Here is a 16,937-nt window from a genome sequence, read left to right on the forward strand (position 1 = left end):
CGCATGCCCGGCGGCATGGCGCAGGGACCTGCCAGGGCCTAGACTGAAGGCCAACCATCGCTTCCAAGCCATGCAACGCGCACCCCATCCCCTGCTGGCCCACTTCGTCAAGACCGCGTGGGCCAGCCTGCCCGCCGCAGGTGATGTGAAGCCGGCGCGCGAGCACGTGCTGCCTACCGGCCTGATGCACCTGGTGTTCCGCCTCTCGGGGCCGGGCGTGCGCATCTTCGACCATGCCGCGGACGGCAAGGGCCGGCCGCTGGGCCAGGCCCTGGTGGGCGGGCCGCGCGCGGGCTTTTATGCCAAGGAGGTGGGCGCGCCCTCGCATTCGGTGGGTGTGCAGCTGCTGCCCGGCGCGGCGCAGGCGCTGCTGGGCCTGCCGGCCGATGCGCTGGCCGGGCAGCATGTGAGCCTGGAAGACCTCTGGGGAAACCATGCGGAGCTGGCGCGCGAGCAACTGCTGGCGGCCGCCACGCCGCAGCAGGCCTTGCGCCGCCTGGAAGCCCTGCTGCTGCAGCGGCTGCGCGCCGGCCCGGCGCAGCCGGCGCACCCGGTGGTCACGCAGGCCTTGCGGCAGTTCGAGGCGGGCATGGGCGTGGAGGACGCGGTGGCCCGCAGCGGCTATAGCCACCGGCAGTTCATACGCCTGTTTTCACAGGCCGTGGGCCTGGGGCCCAAGCTGTATTGCCGGCTGCAGCGCTTCCAGAAAGCCCTGCCGCTGCTGCAGGGCCCGCTGGGCCTGGCCGCCGTGGCCATGGAAGCGGGCTACAGCGACCAGCCGCATTTGAGCCGCGAGTTCCGCGAATTCGCCGGCCTCACGCCCGAGCAGTACCGGCTGGCGCGGCCCGTGTCGGCCAACCATGTGCTGGTGCCTCGGTCTTGCGCGTTCCCTTCATCCCCTTCGCGGCCGCATGTCAATTTTGTTCAAGACCGCGCGGCGGCCGGCCTCTAGACTGGCCGCATTTCCTTTCAGGAGTTCCCTCAGATGGCGATTCACGAACTGTTTGCGTATATCCGCGTCAAGGATGCCGAAAAAGCATTGGCGTTTTACACCTCGGTGTTCGGGGTGGCCGAGAAGTTTCGCCTGACCGAGCCCAGCGGGCGCATAGGCCACGCCGAGCTGGAATTCGGCAGCACCACGCTGATGCTGTCGGACGAGTTCCCGGAATACGGCATGAGCGCACCCGCGCCGGGAACGCCGGCAAGCATGATCCTGCACCTGCATGTCGACGACTGCGATGCGGTGATCGCGCGGGCGCTGCAAGCCGGCGCCGCGCTGGAGATGGCCGCGCAGGACCAGTTTTACGGCGAGCGCTCGGGCAGCTTTCGCGACCCCTTCGGCCACCGCTGGAGCGTGGGCCACAGCATTGAGACGCTGACGCCCGAGGAGATGCAGCGCCGCTACACCGCGCTGCTGGAATCGGAATCGCCCGGCGCCTAGTGGCCAGCGGCTGTTGGCCGCGCTACTCGAGTTCTATTTCAGGCGGGCGCGCCAGGCCCAGCACGCGCCGCAGGGTGGCCAGCAGTTCCTCGTTGGAGGTCTTGGCCTTGACCAGCACCGCGGTGGCGCGCGCGGCCTGGGCCCGGGTGGCTTCCATCGCGGAGAACACCACCACGGGTGGCGGCGACTCCAGCGCCTCGATGTCGGTGAGCAGGTCCCAGCCCGAACCTTCCTTGAGATTGATGTCGAGCAGGACCAGGTCAAAGGGCTGGCTCTCCAGCCGCGCGCGGGCTTCCTGCAGGGTTGCCGCGAAGACGAAGGTCGCGAAGTCCTGCGCGATGGTGGCCGCGATGCGCTGGATGTCGGGGTCGTCCTCGACGTGCAGGATGACGGGTTTGTTTTCGGCCGCACCCTCGATGGCGCGGCGCACGCCCAGCACCAGCTGGTTCTCGTCTATGGGCTTTTCCAGCCAGTCCGAGACGGTCAGGGCCTGGTCGTTGAACTGCACCTTGCCTTCGCCGGCCCAGGCCGAGATGACGACCACCGGCACGTCGCGCGTGAGCAGCCGCCCGCGCAGCTGGCGTATCAGCGCGATGCCGTCCTGGCCGGGCAGCTTGAGGTCGACCGTGATGGCGTCGTAGTGCCGCCGTCCCAGTTGGGCCAGTGCCTCCTCGGCGCTATAGACCGGGTCGGAATCGAAGCCGCCCTTGTCCAGCATCATGCCGATCAGGCGGGAGATGTCGTGGTCGTCCTCGCAGATCAGCACGCAGGGCCTGTCGCCGGTCATCTCCACCGGGCGCGTGGGTGGCGGCTCCACCCATTCTGGCAGTTCGAAGTAGAAGGTGGTGCCCTCGTTGGTATGGGTTTCAAAGCCTATGCTGCCGCCCAGGCGCTCGATGATGGCCCGTGAAATGTTCAGGCCCAGCCCGGTGCCTCCCTTCTGGCGCGTGTCGGAGGAATCGGCCTGGGAAAATTTCTGGAAGATGCGCTTGCGGAACTCCTCGGGAATGCCGGGCCCGTGGTCGCGCACTTCGACGCGCACGCCCCCGCTCGCGCTGCGCCCCACATGGATTTCCACCACGCCGTCGGACGGGGAAAACTTCATCGCGTTGGACAACAGGTTGGTGACGACCTGCGTGAGGCGGTCGCCGTCGGCCCTGACCATCAGTTCCTCGTCGGGGAACTGCAGGCTCAGGCTCACGTTCTTGGCGGCGCCGTAGCCCTCGTTGGCGGCCAGCGCCTGCTCCAGCAAGGGCTTGAGTTCTATCACCTGCAGGTCCAGGGTCATCTTGCCGGACTCAATTTTTTCGATGTCCAGGATGTCGTTGATGAGCCGGATCAGGCGCTCGCAGTTACTCTTGGCGATGCCCACCAGGGTCTTGACGGCCTCGGGCAGCTGGCCGGCGACACCGCCGGAGATCAGGCCCAGCGAGCCGCGTATCGAGGTGAGCGGCGTGCGCAGCTCGTGGCTGACCGTGGAGACGAATTCGCTCTTCATGCGGTCTATGCGCTTAAGCTCGGTAACGTCGTTGGCCAGGGTGTAGAAGCCGATCACCTTGCCCTCGTCCTTGCCTTCGCCGTAGCGCGGGAAGTAATTGACCACGTAGTCACGCGTGCCGCCGCGCGCGGTTTTCTGCGCGCGCTCGTAGACCACCGGGTAGCCCTGCAACACCTCCTCAACCCGGGGCCTGATCAGTGCGTACATCTCCTGGCCCACAATTTCCCGTATGGTCTTGCCTTCGAGCTGCGCGCTCGTCATGCCGAAGACTTCCTCATAGGCGCGGTTGTGAAAACGCAGGTACTGGTCGGCGTCGGCGTAGGTGATCCACGCCGGTATGGTGTCGGTGATTTCGCGCAGTTGCGCTTCGCTGGTGCGCAGCGCCTCGGTGACGCGGCGCATTTCGGTCATGTCGCGGCCGGTTCCCCGGTAGCCGGTGAACTTGCCGTTGGCATCGAATTTCGGCACGCCGCTGATGCTGAAATAACGAACCCGGCCTTTGGAATCGCGCCGTGTGGTTTCAAGATCGCGGAAAACCTCGTGCCGCTGCACCAGGGCCTTGTAGTGGGCCCACCCCTCGTCGCTCATCTGCATGTGGTCGAGCTCCCAGGGGGTCTTGCCGTAGGCTGATTTCCGCACACCCGAAGCGGTGGGAGCCTCACCGGACACCTCGACAAAGCGGAAGTTCTCATCCTGCTCCCAGAACCAGTCGGAGGACAGCGCGGTGAGCGCGCGGAAACGCTCCTCGCTTTCGCGCAGCACCTGCTCGGTCTGCTTGCGTTCGGTGATGTCCTGGATCTGCGCAATGAAGCGCAGCGGCTTGCGGTCCTCGTCGCGCACCAGGGAGCAGCTCATATAACCCCAGACGATGTGGCCGTCCTTGTGGATGTAGCGCTTTTCCGTGTGGAAGGATTCGATCTCGCCGGCCAGCGCCCGCCTGCGCTGCTCCAGATCCCATTCGATGTCGTCGGGGTGGGTCAGGTCGTGGATGGTGCGCGCCAGCATCTCGGCCTCGGAATAACCGAGCATCTGGCAGAAGGCGGTGTTGACCTTGAGGCGGCGTGAGTCTATGCCTATCAGCGTCATGCCGATCGCGGCATGCTCAAACGCGTTGCTGAACTGCTGGTCGTTGAGCATGAAGGCGTCGTTGTCGCTGCTCAAGGGCGCGCTGCTGGGCGCCTCCAGCGTCGAGAAGCCCGATTCGTGCTCCATGTCGACGGCCTGGGCGCCCTGAGCCCCCTGCCCGCCCTGCCCGAGGCCGGCCTGGTCGCCGCCCAGCGAGAAATAAAAGGTGCTGCCCTCGCCGACCACCGACTGCGCCCAGATCTTGCCGCCGTGCCGGTCGATGATGCGCTTGGCCGTGGCCAGGCCTATGCCGCTGCCGGCGAATTCCTCGGGCGAGTGCAGGCGCTCGAAGTTGCCGAACAGCTTGTYGACGTAGGCCATGTCGAAGCCGGCGCCCTTGTCCTTCACGAAGAACACGGGCTGCGCGTCCTTGCCGCGCTGGCGCCCGACCTCGATCTCGACGCGCTCCTTCTTGGCGCTGAACTTCCAGGCGTTGGCGAGCAGTTGCTCCAGCACCTGGCCCAGCATGGCCTGGTCGCCTCGCGCCGCCATGCCGGGCTCGATCGCGATGTGCGCCTCGCGCCCGGCCTCGGCGTCCTTGAGCCGCTTGGCCACGCGCAGCGCCTCGGCGCTGATGTCCACCGTGTCCCAGACCATGCTGGTGCGCGACAGGCGCGTGAGGGCCAGCAGCCCGTCGGTCAGCTCGCCCATGCGCCGCACGCTGCTGCGTATGCGCTCGAGGAAATGCATGGCGCGCTCGCCGGCGGCGGGCGGCATGTGTTTTTCCATCAGCGCGCAAAAGCCGTCTATGGTGCTCAGCGGCGTGCGCAGGTCGTGCGCGACGGAATAGGAGAAGGCCTCCATCTCCTTGCTGGCTGCCTCCAGTTGCGCCGTCCTGCGCAGGACGCGGTTTTCCAGGTCGACGTTGAGCCGCACGATTTCCACCTCGGCCTGCTTGCGCTTGGTGATGTCGGAGATGGAAGTGACAAAGCCGATGGGCTTGTCGCTCTTGCCGTCAAAGAGAGGCTGCACGTTAATGAGGCCCCAGAAGGTGCTGCCGTCGGGCCTGCGGTAACGCTGCACGACGTTGTTCTGCGCCTGGCCGCTGGTGACGGCGCGCACGCTGGCCCATTCAACTTCGGGCATGTGGGTGCCGTCCTCGCGCAGGCGCTCCCAATCCGGCGCCGCCGAGGTCTGGCCCTTCATCTGCGCCATGGTCTTGCCGAAAATGCGCTCCGCGCTGGCGTTGCAGTCGATGATTTTGCCTTCGGCGTCACGCAGCATCACGCCTTCGGCAAGCGCCCCGACCACCGCCCGGAAACGCGCGTTGCTCGTGCGCAGCGCGGTTTCGGTCTGCTTGCGCTCGGTGATATCGCTTCCCACGCCGCGGTAGCCTTCGAAGGCTCCGTTGTCACCAAACACCGGCTCTCCGCTGACGCTGCGGTAAATGACGCCTCCATCCGCCTTGGTCAGCTGGTACTCAAAATTACGGAACGGCAAATGCGCCTGCAAGGCGGCTTTGTGCTCCTCCCACGTGCCGACAAGCGGCGCGGAGTTGGGCAGGTCCCATCGGCATAGCCCTTCCCCGATGACCTGGGTTCCCAGGGCAAAGCGCTGCGGATCGTTGGAGACAAAGACGTTGCGGAAGTTTTTGTCCTGTTCCCAGTACCAGTCGGACGAGAGCTGGGTGAGGCTGCTGAACCGCGTCTGGCTGCTGCGCAGGCTGTCCTCGGCGGCCAGGCGCTCGGTGATGTCCTCGGCCGTGATCAGGATGTGGGTGACCCTGCCGCCGCCGTCCTTGAGCGGCAGCTTGCGCATGTGCACGCGTATCCTGCCGCGGTCCCGCGTCATGATGACCCGGTCCGGGAAGTCCTGCATGATGCCGGTGTTCGCCACTTCCACGTCGGAGACATTGATGCGGTCCGCGTGGTCCTGCGGCCAGAGGTCGTGCACGGTGCGGCCCATGGCGTCCTCGCGCCGTATGCCGTAGAGGCTTTCGGCGGCCTTGTTCCAGGCCACGATGCGCAGGCCGTCCTGCACCGACTTCAGGTGCACGGCGACCGGCATGTTGTCGACGACGTCGTCGAGGAAGCGCGCGGCCTTGCGCTCTTTTTCCTCGATGCGCCTGGCCACCGTGGTGTCCCGCGTGATGCCGCGGTAACCGGCGAACTCCTGCTGCTTGTTGAACACCGGCACGCCGCTGGCGGAAAAATAGTGGGCCACGCCGTCGCCCAGCACCCGGATGTACTCGAAATCGCGGAAGGCCTGGCGCGCCTCCAGCACCGCGCGGTGGTGATCCCAGGACATGCTCAGGGGGTAAGCGCCCTCCAGCTCCCAGCGCTGCTTGCCGATGGCGCTGCTGAGGTCCGGGTCCGCACTGCTCCTGCCCGCGCTGCCCACGCTACGCTCGGCGGCAAAGGCGGTGAAACGGTAATCGGCGTCCTGCTCCCAATACCAGTCCGCTGAAATGGACGCCAGGCTGCGCAGGCTGTCCACGTCGTCCTGGAGCACCTCGGCGGCGCGGCGCTGCTCGGCGACCTCCTGCATCAGGGCCTTGTTGGCCTCTGCCAGCGCCAGTGCCTCGGCCTGCAGGCGTTCGTTGGCCTGGGCCAGGGTTTCGTCGCGCTTCACGGCCTGACCCCGGTGAGCGGGCCCGCCAACACGTCGCCGGTCCCTCCCGCCGCGCCATGCGGGCGGTGGGCTGCGGTCAATTCGCCTGGCGAAGAGGGCTTCATGCGCTGCTGTTTACTTTCTTGGCAAAGGCGAGGTGCCTTCATGCATTTTGCACGGCGTTTGCGAAACCGAGTGTGCTGCGCCGCTGGAAAATCCGCCATAGGACAACACCCTGTCTTCTTTTGGGTGCGGCAGCCCTCGGCACATGCCAGATTTGAAAACTTAAGACCTCTTTTTTAGTGGGCCGGCTGAAACGGCCTGGGCACAAGAGCTTAGCGCCCCCCTCCCCCGCAAGGCAAAGGTACTTTTACCCTTTCCCGCCCATTCACACGGCGTGCGGGTATTCCAGCGACAGTCCGGCCGCTTGCCAGGCGTCTATGCCGCCATGCAGCGGCCGCACGTTCTTGAAGCCCGCCGCCATCAGTCGCCTGGCCACCTGGGCGGCCGAAGCATCGTTGGGACAGGCGCAATACACCACCACCGGCACGTCGTGCGGCAGGTCCAGCGTGGCCATCTTGCGGTCCGGGTCCGACCACAGCAGGGCACCCGGGATGATGCCGCCCGCGCCGCGGCTCAGTTCGGTGCGCACGTCGAGGATCACAGCCGGTTGCTCGCCGCGCGTGAGCTGCAGCAACTCCTGCGGTGTGATGCGCGCCATGCGCAGCTGGCGGTAAAAGCGCTGGCGCTGCCACCATTTGTGCGCCAGGAAGAGCGCGAAGGCGGCCAGCAGCACCATCAGGCCTATGCGGCCCATCTGCTCGAAGACGGCCAGCACGTCGGCCACCGCGTCGTGAAACAGCATGCCTATGGCCAGCCCCACGCCGGCATACAAGGCCGCGCCTATCGCATCAAAGAACAGGAAGCGGCCGAAAGGCACGCCGGTGCGCCCCGCCAGCGCGGTGGCCAGCGAGGCGAAACCCGGAATGAACTTGGCCAGCACCAGCGACCTGGCGCCCCAGCGCGTGAAGATGGACTCGGTCTGCCGCACGCAGGAATCGGGCGACAGCGAAATGCGGCACAAGGTCTTGAGCACGCGGCTGCCGTAACGCTGGCCGGCCCAGTACCAGAGGCAGTCGGCCATCAGGCAGGCCAGCACGGCCGTCGCGAGCAGGCCGCCGGCCGAATACCGGCCGCCATAGCTCAGGGCGCCGGTGAGTATCAGCACCGGGTAGGCCGGCACCGGCAGGCCGAGCTGCTCCAGCACGATATTGAGGAAAACAGCGGCCAGGCCGTACTGCTCCAGCCACACAACAATTTGGTCCATGGGCGCCAATGTAGACGGCTGCGGTGCATCGGTAAATGGCGGGCGCGGTAATGTTCTGTTTCCACGAGGGGAACAATCTCCGCGAGGGGCGGCTGCGCTACCATGAAGCCCTGCCCCCCATTCCCGACTTCCAGAGAGCGCACCCCGATTGAAATACCTTGTGGCCGTCAGGGCCCTGTGCGAGTTCACCGCCAAGCATGGCGACCTGGACTTGCGCTTTACCCCCTCGCCTTCGGCCCAGGAAGGCATGGCCGGCCATGCGCTGGTCGCGTCGCGCCGTGGGGAAAGCTACCAGTCGGAAGTCAGCCTGGAGGGCGACTACAAGTCGCTGACCGTGCGCGGCCGCGCCGACGGCTACGACCCCGAGCAGAACCAGCTCGAAGAGGTCAAGACCTACCGGGGCGACCTGCATGCCATGGCCGACAACCGCCGCCACCTGCACTGGGCACAGCTGAAGGTCTACGGCTGGCTGCTGTGCCAGGACAGGAATTTGCCCGACATCAACCTCAGCCTGGTCTATTTCGACGTGGCCAGCACGCAGGAAACGCCGCTGACCGAGTACTTCACGGCGGCCGCGCTCAAGGACTATTTTGAAGCGCAGTGCGAACGCTTCCTGGCCTGGGCCGAGCAGGAACTGGCACACCGCCGGGCGCGCGATGCGGCGCTGACGGCGCTGGCGTTTCCGCATCCCACCTTCCGGCCCGGCCAGCGCGAACTGGCCGAGGCCGTCTACAAGACCGCGCAGGCCGGCAGCTGCCTGATGGCGCAGGCGCCCACGGGCATAGGCAAGACCATAGGCACGGTGTTTCCGCTGCTCAAGGCAGTGCCCAAAAAGCAGCTCGACAAATTGTTTTTCCTGGCCGCGAAAACCCCGGGCCGCCGGCTGGCACTGGACGCGCTGGACCGCATCAAGGGCAGCACCCAGGCCCTGCCGCTGCGCGTGCTGGAACTGGTGGCGCGCGACAAGGCCTGCGAACACCCGGGCAAGGCCTGCCACGGCGATGCCTGCCCGTTGGCCAAGGGTTTTTACGACCGCCTGCCGCAGGCGCGCAGCGACGCCGTGAAGCACGCCGCCACGCACGGCCCGCTGGACAAGGCCGCGCTGCGCGAACTGGCGCTGGCCCACCATGTGTGCCCCTACTACCTGAGCCAGGAGCTGGTGACCTGGTCGGACGTGGTGGTGGGTGACTACAACTATTACTTCGACACCAGCGCGCAGCTGCACGGCCAGGCCCAGGGCAACCAGTGGCGCGTGGCGGTGCTGGTGGACGAGGCGCACAACCTGGTGGAACGCGCGCGGAAAATGTATTCGGCCACGCTGAGCCAAGCGCAGCTGCAGCAGGTGCACGCCGGCGCGCCGCGCGCGGTGCGCGGCGCGCTGGAGCGGCTCAACCGCGGCCTGCAGGAGCTGCAGCAGGCGCAAAGCGAGCCCTACGAGGTCCATGCCGAGCTGCCCGCGCCCTTCCTCAAGACCCTGGGCCAGGCCCTGACCCAGATCACCGACTTCCTGCTGGCCAACCCGACGCGCATGGACGGCGAGCTGCAGGACTTTTATTTCGAGGCCCTGCATTTCTCGCGCATGGCCGAGGCCTTTGGCGAGCATTCGCTGTTTGACGTGACGCTGCAAACCGATACCGGGCCGGGCGCATTTGGCCAGGCGTTGGGCCAGCCGCTGGTGCTGCTCAATATCCGCAACGTGGTGCCCGCGCCTTTTCTGGCGCCGCGCTTTGCGGCCGCGCAGTCGGCGGCGCTGTTTTCGGCCACGCTGAGCCCGCAGAACTACTACGCCGACACGCTGGGCCTGCCGGCCGGCACGGTGTGGACCGAGGTGGAATCACCCTTTCTGGCCGAACAGCTGCAGGTCTCGGTGGTCAGCGACGTCTCCACGCGCCTGCAGCACCGGGGCGATTCGCTTTCACCCATCATCGACCTGATGGCGCGGCAGTATGAGGGCCGGCCCGGCAACTACCTGGCGTTCCTGAGCAGCTACGACTACCTGCAGCAACTCCTGGCGCTGTTCCGCCAGCGCTATCCGCAGATTCCGGTGTGGGAGCAGACGCGCGGCATGGAGGAAGCCGCGCGCGACGCCTTCCTCGCGCGCTTCACGCCGGCCTCGCAAGGCATAGGCTTTGCCGTGCTGGGCGGCTCCTTCGCCGAGGGCATAGACCTGCCGGGCGAGCGCCTGATAGGCGCTTTCATCGCCACCCTGGGCCTGCCCCAGGTCAATGCGGTGAATGAGCAGATCCGCGAGCGCATGGGCGCCAACTTCGGCGCGGCCCAGAGTTATGACTACACCTACCTCTACCCCGGCCTGCAGAAAGTGGTGCAGGCGGCCGGCCGGGTGATACGCACGACCTCCGACCGCGGCGTGGTCTACCTCATAGACGACCGCTTTACCCGGCCGGAAATACAGAGCCTGCTGCCGGGCTGGTGGAAAGTGGCGCGCCTGCGCGCGCGGCGCAGGGAAGCCGCCGACGCGCTGTAAACAAAAAGCCCGCATTCGCGGGCTTTTTGTTTGGGCGGCCAGGGGGCCGCTCAGCTTGCGGGCCTAAAACACGCCCAGCAACATGAGGATCAGGATCACGCTGAGGGGGACACCCAGTAGCCAGGCAATGATGGGCATTTGTTTCTCCTAAAAGTGGTCAGGGTTGAAGAGACAAATCCAATGTAGGCGGCGGGCCGCGCGCACCGTGCCAGCCGGCAGGCCCGCTGCAAGTAGGGCATGGCTGACGCGCGTGTAGTTGTGCAGGCAGCTGCTTGCAGGCCAGGGCCGTACCCAGGCAGCCGGGGGACTGCGGCCCGGGAAGGACTAGCGCTGGCTTAGCTGCAGCACGCCCAGCATGCTGGCCAGCGGCTGGGTTTCGGGCAGCACGTAGACGATGCCGCGACTTTTTCCGAGGACGGGGCCGACCACGGTTTCGTAAAAGCGGACCGGCACCACCACACAACCCATGGAGATGCGGTTGTCGTCGGGCGTTTCCGAGGCCAGGCGCTCGGCGCGGCGCTCGGCCGGGGGCGCGGGGCGCAAGCGGTGTATGGCGAGCTTGGCCGCGTAATCAATCCAGACAATGGCCTCGCCCTGCAGGTTGTGGCCGGGCTCTGAAACAAAGCGGCCGGCCGGCGTGGTGCGTTCGTCCTCGCGCAGGCTGGCCACGCTGCGCTGCGCCATGCCGGGCACGCCGTGGTCGCCGGGTGCCAGGCCGGTCAGCGCGGGCGATGCGCCGCGCAACTGCCCGCCAGCCTCGAACACAAAAATGCGCCCGCCTTTTTTGTCGACGATCACAAAGGGCAGGCCTTCGTTGTCGTGCGCCTGCACCACCCAGCGCAAGGCCTGGCGTGCATCAGCAGAGGCGGAAACCAGCACCATGCCGGTGTCGGGACTTGCGGCCGGCGCTGCGGCACTGTCGGTGTAGGGCGCCAGCGGCGCGGCGACGGAAAACAAGGGCGCGGCGGCAAGAACGGCGAGGGCCGCCGTGCGGGCGATTTTTGCTGCGTGTTTCCTGCCTGCGAACAACATCCGGGGTCCTGTGCGTGGCACCAAAAAGTGCGCGAACGCACATCCAAAAAACCGGGGTCGCTGTGTGTGGAGCGCACCCCGGCGCGGTTGCACCATGTTAGCGATGCAAGCAATTGTGCTCAACGGAGAAACCCTGAAGCGCTTCGGATACTCGCTATGACTTGTATAGCAATGAATCCTTTTGAAATGCCGAAGCGAAGCGGTTTTAGCAGGCCAACGGAAGCACCCGCGGGGGCATGTAACAGTCGCCAGAGGCGGCATTTTTTGGCGCGGCAGATGCCTGCGCGCAACACCGGGCGGGACACGGCGCTGGTGCCCGTTACAAGTTACAAATCAGGAGAGAGAGAATTGGCCGAACGGAAACCTCAGCCGGCGGGCACCGTGCCCTGCTTCACCGCGAGTTCATGCGCCGCCGGAAACACCTCGGCCAGCGGCTTGACTTCGGGCAGCACATAGACCACGCCGTAACTCGCGTTGAAGGCGGGCTTGAGCACGTTTTCATAAAACTCCACCGGCATGTTGATGCAGCCGTAGGAGATCCGATTGTCTTCCGTGGTGGGCGATGCGAGGCGCTCGAGCCGGCGCTCCTTGGGCTCCAGCGTGCGCACGCGGTGCATGGAGACGGCCGCGTCGTAGTCGACCCAGACCACGTCCTCGCCCGTGGCGTTGCGCCCGGGTTCGGCGACGAAACGGCCCGCGGGCGTGGTGCGTTCCTGCGGCTGCACCAGGGCGATGGGCCGCCCGCCTATGCCGTCCACCGAGTCGTCGCCGCGCGCCGCGCCTATCAGCACCGGCGTGGCGCTGCGCAGCTTGCCGGAGGGCTCGAAGACAAACACCTTGGTGTTGATCTTGTCGAGGATCACAAAAAAGAGTTTGCGGTTGTCGCCGGAGCTGACAACCCAGTTGGCCACTTCGCGCGCTTCGTTCGAAGCCTCCTCGCCGCCGAAATCCGCCGTGCGCGGCGTCATGGGCGGGGGTGCCGCGGCTTGAAGGCCGGCGGCCGCCAGCGGGGCCACGGGATGGGGCCGAAAGAGCGGCAGGACCAGCACCGCGATGGCGGCGCCCCACAGAACGCCCTGCTTGATGCCGTCAAGAATATCGGAATGTCGCGTGTCCACCGGCGCGGTGTCCGATCCCTCAGCAACGGGTTGCTGCAGAAAATCAGGCGGGGAGGCAGCCATGGTCAGGAATAAAAAAATGTCGCGTCCCACATAAAACGCTCCGGGCCGCCAAGGCGATCCGGAGCGATTTCATGCGCAGATGCATGAGTGGCCTGGCTTAGTTGCGGTCAGCTTGTGCGGGACGCTCGGTCGGGGTGACGGCCATCTCCGTGCCGCTCGACGGCGAGGTGCTGGGGCTGGTGCTGCCCTGGTTCTGCAGGGTCTGGTCTGCCGGCGTGCTGGGCGTGGTGGTGCTGGTGTCCTGGGCATAAGCCAGGCCAATGGCGCCAACCACGGCGGCTGCGGCAACGGCGGAAGCCAGGGTTTTCGATGCTCTCATGGTGTACTCCTAAGGTCATGCCCATCACAGGCAATCGGGTTGGTAAATCGCCGGCCGTATTGCCGACTGGGTTCAATTTACGGTAGGGAGCAGAGCCTGTTTCGTCGGTCTGGTACAGCGCGCCGTGTAGGACAAGCGAGGTCACAAAATGCTACGCGCCTCACAGGCGCATGCAGGATGGCACATGCGGGAACAGCTGCTTACCCCCGGAGCGGTCGCCGCTATTCGATGGGGTTGTTGCCGTGCAGGCCGTGTTCGGCCTTGATTGCGAGCTGGAGTTTTTCAAGCTCGTCGATGAGCTGGCCTATCTTCGCGAAATCCTTGACCGGGGCCGCCTGCAAGGCCTGCAGCCGGGCGCGCAGGTCCGCGTAGTCGGCCTCCAGGTCGCGCCTCATGCCGGCACCGGGCCGGGCTTGAAGCCGTTGACGGAGCCGCGCTTGTCGCTACCGCCTTCGGCGGCCTTGGCTGCGGGCGCGACGAAGAGCTCGGCCTGCAAGTCTTCCTCGCTGCGCGGCCCGTATTGAAGGTCGGGGCCGACCAGGCGCTGCAGCTCGCCGTAGCCGGTGGCCAGGGCCGTGTCGTAGGCCGCGAAGGTGATGTCGGAGCAGGAGATCGATTCAAACACCCGCGGGTCTTCGCGGCTTTCAAGAATGCGCCAGCAGAATTCGCCGGGGGCGGGCTCCTCGACGGTGAGGGCCAAAGAACGAAGAGGGACTTTGAGTTGTGCGTTGACCAGTGTGGAATGGCTCATGAAACAGGAATCCTCAAAAATATCCGGACAGGCCGGACGTGGCCTTGCAGACGCAGCTTGGAGCGCCGCAAAAAAATATCAAGGGGTGCAAACGTAACTTTCCGCGCAGGGGCCGCAGGCTGCTCAAACGGCCGGCGCGGCAGGCACGAAGCAAGCACAGGGACAAGGGCGCGCCGGCCCGTGTCCGGTGTCGTCTCTGCAGCTGCGTGGGCGTTCATATCAGGTGTTCGCAATGACGCCAGTTTAAGCATGGAAATATGACAAGCTGCGGTGATTAGTACCCGAAAAACGTAGGAAAAGGCCGACAGGCGCCCAGCGGCCTGAGCGTCAACTTAAATGGTTATATTGCAGGGCATGGCCGGCCCCGCATCGTGCGTGCCGGCATACACCAAGAAGCCATGAAAAGCCTTTACAAATATTTCTTTCGCGGCCTCATCACCATCCTGCCGGTGGCCCTGACGGTTTACCTGCTCTACATCTTCCTGGCCTGGATGGAGACCGCGGCGCTGTGGATTCTGCGGCCGCTGATCGGCAGCTTTTACATCCCGGGCCTGGGCCTGGTGTTCGGCGTGCTCAGCATCCTGGTGATCGGCTACCTGGTGTCCAAGCGGAGCGTGCGCAAGCTGCTGTCTTTCGCGGAAATGCCTTTCACCAACCTGCCGGTCGTCAAAAGCATTTATTCCTCGCTCAAAAGCTTCGCCGACTACTTTTCGCCTTCGGGCAAGCAGGGCGAGCAAAGCGTGGTGATACTGCGCATGCCCGGCCACGCGATGGAAATCGTGGGCCTGATCACGCGCCGCAGCTTTGCCGACCTGGGGCCAGGCTTCCTGCCCGGCGATCGCGTGGCGGTCTACCTGCCCATGGGTTACATGATAGGCGGCTACACGGTGTTCGTGCCGGCCGACTGGGTGCAGCCCATAGACATGTCGGTGGAGGAAGCCATGCGCTCCTCGCTGATCGCCTGGATGGCGCGCCCGCCGGCCACGGGCGACGGCGGCACGCCGGCCGGCTGAGCGCCGCGTCCCCGCGCGGGCGGGCGGGCGGGCCGCGTAAAGATTGTGATCTGTGGTTTCCCACATGGACAAATCGTGTGGCGGGGCTATATTTGATGACCCGACCACCACTGCGCGCAGCCTGACGCGTCCCGGCCATGACAACAACGACAACAGAGACAACCAAGCGCAAGCCGCCCCTTTACAAATCACTCTATTTCCAGGTGATCTGCGCGGTCGTCGCCGGCGTGCTGCTGGGGCATTTTTACCCCGACGCCGGCAAGCTCATGAAGCCACTGGGCGACGGCTTCATCAAGCTCATCAAGATGATGATCGCGCCCATCATCTTCTGCACCGTCGTGATCGGCATCGCCGGCATGGAGGACATGAAGAAGGTCGGCAAGACCGGCGGCCTGGCGCTGCTGTACTTTGAGATCGTCAGCACCTTCGCGCTGATCATCGGCCTGGTGCTGGTCAATGTGTTCAAGCCCGGCCAGGGCATGAATGTCGATGTGTCCACGCTGGACACCAAGGCCATTGCCGCCTATACCGGCCCGGGCAAGATGGTCGGCACCACCGACTTCATCATGAACATCATCCCGTCCACCGTGGTGGACGCCTTCGCCAAAGGCGAGATTTTGCAGGTGCTGCTGATCGCGGTGATGTTCGGCTTCGCGCTGCACCGTTTCGGCGGGCGCGGCACGCTGGTGTTCGACTTCGTCGAAAAAACCTCGCACGTGCTGTTCACCATCGTCGGTTTCATCATGAAGGTGGCGCCCATAGGCGCGTTCGGCGCCATGGCCTTCACCATAGGTGCTTACGGCGTGGACAGCCTGGTGTCGCTGGGCAAGCTGATGGCCGCCTTCTACGCGACCTGCCTGCTCTTCATCTTCGTGGTGCTGGGCACCATCGCGCGCGTCCACGGCTTCAGCATCTGGAAGTTCATCAAATACATCAAGGAAGAGCTGCTGATCGTGCTGGGCACCTCTTCATCCGAATCGGTGCTGCCGCGCATGATGGAAAAGATGGAGAACCTGGGCGCGAAAAAGACCACCGTGGGCCTGGTGATCCCGACCGGCTACTCCTTCAACCTGGACGGCACCTCCATCTACCTCACGATGGCGGCGGTGTTCATCGCGCAGGCCACCAACACGCCGATGACGCTCACGCAGGAGCTCACGCTGCTGGCGGTGCTGCTGCTGACCTCCAAGGGCGCGGCCGGCATCACGGGCAGCGGCTTCATCGTGCTGGCCGCCACGCTGTCGGCCGTGGGCACCGTGCCCGTGGCGGGGCTGGCGCTGATCCTGGGCATAGACCGTTTCATGTCGGAAGCGCGTGCGCTGACCAACCTGATAGGCAACGGCGTGGCCACCATCGTGGTCGCCAAATGGACCAATGACCTGGACACCGATAGGCTTAAGGCCGGGCTCGACAACGAGAGCTGGGTCGAGGCCCAGGAGCCCGAGGTGCTGATCAACAAAAAGACCGAGCACATGGCGGCCGGCCGCCACTGAAAACACGCCCCCAATGACAAAGCCCGGCAGGCGGAGATTCCTCTCCACCTGCCGGGCTTTGTGCTTTTTCGCCGGCGAAGGCCGGTTTAGCGGGCCTGGCGCGGCGCCGGGCCCGGGCCGCGGCCTGCGATGTGGCGGAAGGTGATCCGGCCCTTGCTCAGGTCGTAGGGCGAGAGCTCCAGCGACACCTGGTCGCCGGCCAGGATGCGGATATGGTTTTTGCGCATCTTGCCCGAGGTGTAAGCCACAAGCTTGTGGCCGTTCTCGAGCGTGACGCGAAAGCGCGAATCCGGCAACACTTCGTCGACCAGCCCATGCATTTCAATCAGTTCTTCTTTGGCCATGATGTAACTCCTAGGGAATTGAAAAAGTTGTCCGTGATGTCTGTTGTCAGGGCTGGCAAGGCTTATGCGCAGGCCGGCGTTGAGCGCTCGTGGATCCAGCGCAGGGCATGTTCCGTCGCGTATTGCACGGCCGAGGCCGCGCTGTCGAAGAGGCCGCTGAAGCGCAGCACGCGGTCGTGCGTGGCGCTGCCGCGGCCGGAGCGGATGGAGACCGATGCAGCGTAGCCTTCGCCTTGCTGCTTGGCCAGTGGTGAGACAAGGTACTTGCCCACCGCGATTTTGGTGTGATCTACGTTCATAAAAAGTCCGTGCCGGGTTATGTGTCCCGGCTTGATAAATAAGGAGAATCGGCTTGCGAGCAAGCCGGCGGGTGTTCGG

14 protein-coding genes are annotated in these 16,937 nt (G+C 65.4%); 5 read left to right on the forward strand and 9 right to left on the reverse strand.

Features of this window, described 5'->3' with window-relative positions; genetic code table 11:
- Positions 1-70 precede the first annotated feature (70 nt).
- Positions 71-952: a helix-turn-helix domain-containing protein gene (locus AC1DUN_RS00345; RefSeq protein WP_477712234.1), complete on the forward strand. Its 882-nt coding sequence runs from the start codon at positions 71-73 to the stop codon at positions 950-952.
- Between the two features lie 33 nt (positions 953-985).
- Positions 986-1,441 carry a VOC family protein gene (locus AC1DUN_RS00350; RefSeq protein ID WP_477712235.1) on the forward strand — a complete coding sequence of 152 codons (456 nt, stop codon included), beginning with the start codon at positions 986-988 and terminating at the stop codon, positions 1,439-1,441.
- Between the two features lie 22 nt (positions 1,442-1,463).
- Here AC1DUN_RS00350 and AC1DUN_RS00355 read toward each other — a convergent pair whose 3' ends face one another.
- Together AC1DUN_RS00355 and AC1DUN_RS00360 are read right to left on the reverse strand one after the other, a co-directional pair.
- On the reverse strand, positions 1,464-6,635 hold the full coding sequence (locus AC1DUN_RS00355) for a PAS domain S-box protein (protein ID WP_477712236.1): 5,172 nt from the start codon (positions 6,633-6,635) through the stop codon (positions 1,464-1,466).
- 367 nt (positions 6,636-7,002) lie between these two features.
- On the reverse strand, positions 7,003-7,941 hold the full coding sequence (locus AC1DUN_RS00360; RefSeq protein WP_477712237.1) for a rhodanese-like domain-containing protein: 939 nt from the start codon (positions 7,939-7,941) through the stop codon (positions 7,003-7,005).
- Positions 7,942-8,089: 148 nt separating this feature from the next.
- On the opposite strand from AC1DUN_RS00360, the gene AC1DUN_RS00365 reads away from it, so the two are divergent.
- On the forward strand, positions 8,090-10,426 hold the full coding sequence (locus AC1DUN_RS00365; RefSeq protein WP_477712238.1) for an ATP-dependent DNA helicase: 2,337 nt from the start codon (positions 8,090-8,092) through the stop codon (positions 10,424-10,426).
- A gap of 324 nt (positions 10,427-10,750) precedes the next feature.
- Here the strand turns inward: AC1DUN_RS00365 and AC1DUN_RS00370 are convergent, their stop codons facing one another.
- The 5 genes from AC1DUN_RS00370 to AC1DUN_RS00390 all read right to left on the reverse strand — a co-directional run bounded on the left by AC1DUN_RS00370 (position 10,751) and on the right by AC1DUN_RS00390 (position 13,709).
- Positions 10,751-11,458 (reverse strand): hypothetical protein, encoded by a 708-nt coding sequence (locus AC1DUN_RS00370; RefSeq protein WP_477712239.1) that lies wholly within the window; start codon positions 11,456-11,458, stop codon positions 10,751-10,753.
- A gap of 365 nt (positions 11,459-11,823) precedes the next feature.
- On the reverse strand, positions 11,824-12,639 hold the full coding sequence (locus tag AC1DUN_RS00375; protein WP_477712240.1) for a hypothetical protein: 816 nt from the start codon (positions 12,637-12,639) through the stop codon (positions 11,824-11,826).
- 97 nt (positions 12,640-12,736) lie between these two features.
- On the reverse strand, positions 12,737-12,958 hold the full coding sequence (locus tag AC1DUN_RS00380) for a hypothetical protein (RefSeq protein WP_477712241.1): 222 nt from the start codon (positions 12,956-12,958) through the stop codon (positions 12,737-12,739).
- Positions 12,959-13,179: 221 nt separating this feature from the next.
- Positions 13,180-13,353 carry a hypothetical protein gene (locus tag AC1DUN_RS00385; protein ID WP_477712242.1) on the reverse strand — a complete coding sequence of 58 codons (174 nt, stop codon included), beginning with the start codon at positions 13,351-13,353 and terminating at the stop codon, positions 13,180-13,182.
- On the reverse strand, positions 13,350-13,709 hold the full coding sequence (locus AC1DUN_RS00390) for a hypothetical protein (protein ID WP_074576691.1): 360 nt from the start codon (positions 13,707-13,709) through the stop codon (positions 13,350-13,352). The genes AC1DUN_RS00385 and AC1DUN_RS00390 overlap by 4 nt, the downstream gene beginning before the upstream one ends.
- 398 nt (positions 13,710-14,107) lie before the next feature.
- Here AC1DUN_RS00390 and AC1DUN_RS00395 point away from each other — a divergent pair, with 398 nt between their 5' ends.
- Positions 14,108-14,722, forward strand: coding sequence for a DUF502 domain-containing protein (locus AC1DUN_RS00395; RefSeq protein WP_477712243.1), 615 nt, complete (start codon positions 14,108-14,110; stop codon positions 14,720-14,722).
- Between the two features lie 137 nt (positions 14,723-14,859).
- Positions 14,860-16,215 carry a dicarboxylate/amino acid:cation symporter gene (locus AC1DUN_RS00400; RefSeq protein WP_477712244.1) on the forward strand — a complete coding sequence of 452 codons (1,356 nt, stop codon included), beginning with the start codon at positions 14,860-14,862 and terminating at the stop codon, positions 16,213-16,215.
- A gap of 86 nt (positions 16,216-16,301) precedes the next feature.
- Here AC1DUN_RS00400 and infA read toward each other — a convergent pair whose 3' ends face one another.
- A complete protein-coding gene (infA, locus tag AC1DUN_RS00405) occupies positions 16,302-16,559 on the reverse strand; it encodes a translation initiation factor IF-1 (RefSeq protein ID WP_007874777.1) in 258 nt (85 codons plus the stop codon).
- Positions 16,560-16,621: 62 nt separating this feature from the next.
- Positions 16,622-16,858 carry a hypothetical protein gene (locus AC1DUN_RS00410; protein ID WP_074576687.1) on the reverse strand — a complete coding sequence of 79 codons (237 nt, stop codon included), beginning with the start codon at positions 16,856-16,858 and terminating at the stop codon, positions 16,622-16,624.
- Positions 16,859-16,937 lie beyond the last annotated feature (79 nt).

This window comes from Polaromonas sp. P4_F6 (assembly GCF_056401275.1).

Bases quoted from the DNA above. Each gene is read 5' to 3' on its own strand.
- AC1DUN_RS00345 (WP_477712234.1), top strand. From the start codon at position 71: ATGCAACGCGCACCCCATCCCCTGCTGGCCCACTTCGTCAAGACCGCG.
- AC1DUN_RS00350 (WP_477712235.1), top strand. From the start codon at position 986: ATGGCGATTCACGAACTGTTTGCGTATATCCGCGTCAAGGATGCCGAA.
- AC1DUN_RS00360 (WP_477712237.1), bottom strand. From the start codon at position 7,941: ATGGACCAAATTGTTGTGTGGCTGGAGCAGTACGGCCTGGCCGCTGTT.
- AC1DUN_RS00370 (WP_477712239.1), bottom strand. From the start codon at position 11,458: ATGTTGTTCGCAGGCAGGAAACACGCAGCAAAAATCGCCCGCACGGCG.
- AC1DUN_RS00375 (WP_477712240.1), bottom strand. From the start codon at position 12,639: ATGGCTGCCTCCCCGCCTGATTTTCTGCAGCAACCCGTTGCTGAGGGA.
- AC1DUN_RS00380 (WP_477712241.1), bottom strand. From the start codon at position 12,958: ATGAGAGCATCGAAAACCCTGGCTTCCGCCGTTGCCGCAGCCGCCGTG.
- AC1DUN_RS00385 (WP_477712242.1), bottom strand. From the start codon at position 13,353: ATGAGGCGCGACCTGGAGGCCGACTACGCGGACCTGCGCGCCCGGCTG.
- AC1DUN_RS00390 (WP_074576691.1), bottom strand. From the start codon at position 13,709: ATGAGCCATTCCACACTGGTCAACGCACAACTCAAAGTCCCTCTTCGT.
- AC1DUN_RS00395 (WP_477712243.1), top strand. From the start codon at position 14,108: ATGAAAAGCCTTTACAAATATTTCTTTCGCGGCCTCATCACCATCCTG.
- AC1DUN_RS00400 (WP_477712244.1), top strand. From the start codon at position 14,860: ATGACAACAACGACAACAGAGACAACCAAGCGCAAGCCGCCCCTTTAC.
- infA (WP_007874777.1), bottom strand. From the start codon at position 16,559: ATGGCCAAAGAAGAACTGATTGAAATGCATGGGCTGGTCGACGAAGTG.
- AC1DUN_RS00410 (WP_074576687.1), bottom strand. From the start codon at position 16,858: ATGAACGTAGATCACACCAAAATCGCGGTGGGCAAGTACCTTGTCTCA.